Consider the following 6136-nt stretch of genomic DNA (forward strand, 5'->3'; position numbering starts at 1 on the left):
AGGTGGCGCGTACGTGAGTCGGTGTGTACGTCGGTACGTGGGTCAGGAGAGGCCGGACAGCCACTCCTGGACCAGGCGGGCCGTCTCGCCCGCATGGGTCTCCAGCATCGTGAAGTGGTCGCCGGGCGCGTCCACGGCCGTGTGCGGGTGCGGCCAGGCCGAGGACCAGTGGTTGTCCGCCGCCCGCACCAGCAGGGTGGGTACGGAGATCTCCGCGGGCTCCCAGGTCGCGAAGGCCCGTACGTAGCCGCCCATGGCGGTGAGGCGTTGGTCGTCCGGCGACGCGGCGTCCCCGTCCCGCTCCCGCAGACCGGCGGCCAGATCGGACTGGAAGCCGGGGAGCGCGTGCACGTCCGTCGGGACGACGTCCAGGAGCACCACGGCCCGTGGCGGGGCGCCGAGTTCTTCCAGGCGGGCGGCGACGGCGTACGCGATCATCGCGCCCGAGGAGTGGCCCAGCAGGGCGTACGGGGCGGGGCCCGCGTGGCGCCGTACGGTCTCGGCGTGGAGCGCGACGAGCGCGCCGACGCCGGCCGGGAGGGGGCCGCCGTCCGTGAAGCCCGGTTCGGGGAGCACCGTCACGTCCCGTACGCCGCGGAAGGCGGCGGCGAACCGCGCGTACTGCTGGGGTCCCGCGATGGCCAGGAACGAGGGGAAGCAGAAGAGCCCGGGGGTCTCCTCCCCCGTCGCGAGCCGCAGCGGCCTCGGCGCCGGGCCCGTACCGTCGGTGAAGGTGGGCCGGAACGAGGCGGCGTCGCCCAGCAGTTGGACGAACGCCTCGAACCGGCCGTCGTCGCACGCCGTGCGGAACAGGGCACTCAGGCCGGCGCCGGACGCGGCCGACGGCCTTGGTCCGGCGCTCTGTTCGGGTACCGCCACCACGGAGCGCAGCCGGGCGGCGAGGGCGCGGGGCGTCGGGCACTCGAAGAGCAAGGTGGCCGGGAGCGGTGAACCGACGGCCTCCGCAAGGCAGTTGCGCAGTTCCACGGTGGTCAGCGAGTCGAACCCCAGCTCGATGAAGTCCTGTTCGGGGCCGACCGCGTCCGGGGACCCGTGGCCGAGCACCTCGGCCGCGAGGCCCCGGACCAGTTCGAGTACCGCGCCGTCCCGCTCGTCCTCGGTGAGGCCGGCCAGGCGCCGGGCGAGCGAGGGGGCGTCGGCGGGTGCGCCGGCCCGGCGGGGCGGCGGGGGCACCAGGGTACGCAGCGGCCCGGGGACGCCGCCGGTGCGGGCGCGGGCCCGCAGCCCCGCGAGGTCGAACGCCGCGGGGACGACGACCGCCTCGTCCTGGGCCCAGCCGAGATCGAACAGGGCGAGTCCGTCCTCGGCGGACAGGGCCCGCATCCCGGAGCGCGCGATCCTGGCCCGGTCGGAGTCGTCCAGGGTGCCGGTCATGCCGCCGCCCGGTGCCCAGAGCCCCCAGGCCAGCGAGGTGGCGGGCAGCCCGGCCGCGCGCCGGTGGCCGGCGAGGGCGTCCAGGAAGGCGTTGGCGGCGGCGTAGTTGGCCTGGCCGGGGGTGCCGACGATGCCCGCGACCGAGGAGAAGAGCACGAAGGCCGTGAGGTCGGCGTCGGCGGTCAGTTCGTGGAGGTTGAGCGCGCCGTCGACCTTGGGGCGCAGCACCCGGTCGAGCCGGCCGGGGGTGAGCGCGGTGACGACGGAGTCGTCGAGGACGCCCGCCGTGTGCACCACGGCGGTCAGCGGACGGTCGGCCGGCACGCGTCCCAGCACGTCGGCGAGGGCCGCGCGGTCGGCGGTGTCGCAGGCGGCGAACTCGGCCTCGGCGCCCAACTCCCTCAGTTCGGCGAGGAGATGGTCCGCGCCGTCGGCGGCGGCTCCGCTGCGGCTGAGCAGCAGCAGCCTCCGTACGCCGTGCGCGCGCACGAGGTGCCGGGCGACCAGGCCGCCGAGCGACCCGGTGGCGCCCGTGACGAGGACGGTGCCCGCCGGGTCCGTGGTGACGGTACGGCCGGAGGCGGCGAGCCGCGTGAGGCGGGGCGTGTACGGGGTCCCGGCGCGGACGATCACCTCGGTCTCGCGGTGGGCGAGGGCGGCGGGCAGCGTACGGTGCCGGTCCGCCGGGTCGTCGAGGTCCACCAGGGCGAAGCGGTCCGGGTGTTCACTCGCGGCCGACCTGACCAGGCCCCACAGGGGCGCGTGCACCAGGTCGGTGACGCCCTCCCCCACCGCGCCGCTGGTGAGGAAGACCAGCCGGGACGGGGCGAACCGGTCGTCGGCGAGCCATTCCCTGACGAGGTCGAGCGCCCGGTGGGTGGCCCCGTGGGCGTCCCGGCCCGACAGGCAGGGCACGACGACCGCGTCGGGGACGCGCAGGCCGTCGTCGATCGCCTTGGTGAGTGCTTCGAGACCGGCGTACGAGGCGGTGCCGGGCGCCCCGTACGCGGTGCCGTCCTCGTCCTCCAGCGCGGCCAGCCGCAGGGCCCGGAACTCCTCCCCCGCCGGGGGCAGTTCGGCCAGGGTGATACGGAACAGGGCGTCGCGGACGGCCCCTGTCGCGGCCCTGAGCCGGTCAGCGGCGACGCTCCGCAGGGCGAGGGAGCCGATGGACACCACGGGTCGGCCGGTGGCGTCGGCCGCGTCCAGGGCGACGGAGTCGGGCCCGGTGGACGTCATGCGTACGCGCAGCTCGGCGGGGCCGCTCCCGTGGAGCCGTACGCCGTTCCAGGAGAAGACGAGCCGGTGCGAGGCGGCGCCCCGGTCCTCGTCCCCGGCCGACAGGCCCAGCACGTGCAGGGAGGCGTCCAGCAACGCGGGGTGCACACCGAACCCGCCCGCGCTCTCGCGCTGTTCGCCGGGGAGGCGGACCTCGGCGAAGGTCTCCGCGCCGCGCCGCCAGGCACGCCGTACGCCCTGGAACGCGGCGCCGTAGTCGTAGCCGAGGTCCGCGACGGAGGCGTAGAGCCCGTCGACCTCAAGCGGGGCGGCCCCGTCGGGCGGCCACGTGGTGAGGTCGAAGCCGGCCGGTTCGGTGTCCGGTGCGAGCACGCCGCTCGCGTGGAGCGTCCACGGCAGGTCGGAGCCGTCGGGCCTGGCGTGGACGGAGACGGTACGGGTGCCGTGCTCGCCCCTTTCGCCGACGGCGACCTGGATCCGGGCGGCGCCCTCCTCGCCCAGGACGAGGGGCGCCTCGACGAGGAGTTCGTCGACGCGTCCGCAGCCGACGTACGCCCCGGCGTGGAAGGCCAGTTCGAGGAAGCCGGTGCCGGGGAAGAGGACCGTACCGCCGACGGCGTGATAGGCGAGCCAGGGGTGGGAGCGCAGCGAGAGCCGTCCGGTGAAGACGGGGCCTCCCCCGGCGGCGGGCTCCAGGGTGGCGCCGAGCAGCGGGTGTCCCGCCGGGGTGAGCCCGGCGGCGCCGACATCGGCCGACGGGCCGGGGCTCGCCCAGAAGCGGCGGCGGCGGAACGCGTACGTGGGCAGGTCCACGCGCCCGGCGCCGGGGAACACGGCGCGCCAGTCCACGGGCACGCCGTCCGCGAAGAGTTCGGCCAGCGCGGTGTACGCGCCGAGCGGACCGCCGCTGTTCCTGCGGACGGCCGCGACCAGGGCCGCGGGTCCGGTCAGGCAGGTCTCGGCCATCGTGGTGAGGACCGCGTCGGGGCCGATCTCCAGATAGGCGCGGGCGCCGAGCCGTTCCAGGGCGCGGACGCCGTCGCGGAACCGTACGGGCTCCCTGACCTGCCGTACCCAGTACTCCGGCTCGTCCAGTCGGGTCGCGGGCTCTCCGGTGAGGGTGGAGACGACCGGGACGCGGGGCGCGGAGAAGGTGAGGCCCGCGACGACGGTCCGCAGCTCCGCGAGCATCGGTTCCATCAGCGGCGAGTGGAAGGCGTGGCTCACGCGCAGCCGCCGTGTCCTGCGCCCCCGCGCCTCCCAGTACCGGGCGGCTTCCATGACAGCCTCCTCGTCCCCGGCGATGACCGTGGAGGCGGGCCCGTTGACGGCGGCGACACTCAGGCGGCCGGTCCGGCCGGTCCGTCCGGTCAGCGAGGCGACGACCTCGTCCTCCTCGGCCCTGACCGATACGACGGCGCCGCCCTCGGGCAGTGCCTGCATCAGCCGGCCCCGGGCCGCGACCAGCGCGCACGCGTCAGGGAGGGACAGCACACCGGCGACGTGCGCGGCGGCGATCTCGCCGATGGAGTGGCCGAGCAGCAGGTCAGGGGTGGGCCCCCACGACGTGAACAGCCGGAACAGGGCCACCTCGAAGGCGAACAGCGCGGGCTGGGTGAACTCCGTACGGTCCAGGAGCGCCGCCTCCGGTGTTCCCTCGGCGGCGAACATGACCTCCTTCAGCGGGCGGGGCAGTCGCGGGTCGAGCTGCGCGCACGCCTCGTCCAGGGCGTCCGCGAAGGCGGGGAACGCGTCGGCCAGGTCCCGTCCCATGCCGGGCCGTTGGGCGCCCTGCCCCGAGAAGAGCCAGGCCGTCCTGGGGCCGGGGCGCGCGGTGCCCCTGACCGGTCCGGGCGCGCCGGTGGCGAGCGCGTCCAGGCCGCGCAGGAACGTCTCCCGGTCGGCGGCGACCACGGCCGCCCTGTGCGGAAAGGCGGAGCGGGTCGTGGCGAGGGAGAAGCCGATGTCGGCGAGGCTGTCGCCGGGCCTGGCGGCGAGATGGGCGGCCAGCCGCGCCGCCTGGGCGCGCAGCGCCTCCTCGCTCCTGGCCGACAGGATCCAGGGCAGGGCGCCGGGGCGCGCGTCGACCGGTGGTGGCGCTGGCTCTCCCGGCGCGGGCTCCTTCCGCGCGGTCGGTGCGGGTGCCTCCTCCAGGACGACGTGGGCGTTGGTGCCGCTGACGCCGAACGAGGACACCCCGGCCCGCCGGGGGCGCCCGTGCCGTACCCAGAGCCGTGCCTCGGTCAGCAGCGACACGGCGCCCGCCGCCCAGTCCACCCGCGGGGTCGGCGCGTCGACGTGCAGCGTCCTCGGCAGTACGCGGTGGCGCAGCGCCAGCACCGTCTTGACCACGCCCGCCAGCCCGGAGGCGGCCTGGGTGTGGCCGATGTTGGACTTGACCGAGCCGAGCCACAGCGGGCGTTCGCGGTCCTGCCCGTACGTGGCGAGCAGCGCCTGCGCCTCGATCGGGTCGCCCAGGGCGGTGCCGGTGCCGTGCGCCTCGACGGCGTCCACATCGGCCGGGGTGAGCCGGGCGGCGCCCAGCGCCTCGCGGATGACGCGCTGCTGTGCGGGGCCGTTCGGCGCGGTCAGGCCACTGCTGGCGCCGTCCTGGTTGACGGCGCTGCCGCGCACGAGGGCCAGTACCGGATGGCCGTGGCGTTCGGCGTCCGAGAGCCTTTCCAGCAGCAGCATGACGGCGCCCTCGCCCCAGCCGGTGCCGTCGGCGGCGGCGGCGAAGGACTTGCAGCGGCCGTCGGCGGCGAGCCCGCGCTGCCTGCTGAACTCGACGAAGGTGCCGGGGGTCACCATGACGGACACCCCGCCCGCCACGGCGAGCGAGCACTCGCCGCGGCGCAGCGCCTGTCCGGCGAGGTGGAGGGCGACCAGCGACGAGGAGCACGCCGTGTCGACGGTGAGCGCCGGGCCCTCCAGGCCGAGCGTGTAGGCGATCCGCCCCGAGATGACGGAGGCGGCGCTGCCGGTCAGCAGATATCCCTCCAGGTCCTCGGGCGGGGGCCGCAGCCGGGTGCCGTACCCCTGGTCGGCGGCGCCGACGAAGACGCCGGTCCGGCTGGAGCGGAGGGTCGCCGGGTCGATTCCGGCGTGCTCGAACACCTCCCAGGCGGTCTCCAGGGAGAGGCGCTGCTGCGGGTCCATCGCGGCGGCCTCGCGGGGCGAGATGCCGAAGAAGGCCCCGTCGAACCCGGCCACGTCGTGGAGGAAGCCGCCGACGCGCACGTACGAGGTGCCGGCCCGGTCCGGGTCGGGGTCGTACAGCGCCGCCAGGTCCCAGTCGCGGTCCGCGGGGAACGGGGTGAGCGCGTCCCGCCCCTCGGAGATCAGCTCCCACAGCTCGTCGGGGGTGGCGACCCCGCCGGGGAAGCGGCAGCTCATGCCCACGATCGCCAGCGGCTCGGCGGAGGCGGCGGTGAGTTCGTCGTTCTGCCGCCGCAGTCTCTCGTTGGCCTTGAGGGAGGCCCGGAGCGCGTCGACGATCCTC

1 protein-coding gene is annotated in these 6136 nt (G+C 76.0%); it reads right to left on the reverse strand.

The features are described 5' to 3' along the window. Positions 1-42: 42 nt before the first annotated feature. Positions 43-6132 (reverse strand): type I polyketide synthase, encoded by a 6090-nt coding sequence (locus ACIBJC_RS01570; protein WP_399288036.1) that lies wholly within the window; start codon positions 6130-6132, stop codon positions 43-45. Positions 6133-6136 lie beyond the last annotated feature (4 nt).

The organism is Streptomyces sp. NPDC050509 (genome assembly GCF_044457965.1).
Taxonomy (GTDB): Bacteria; Actinomycetota; Actinomycetes; order Streptomycetales; family Streptomycetaceae; genus Streptomyces.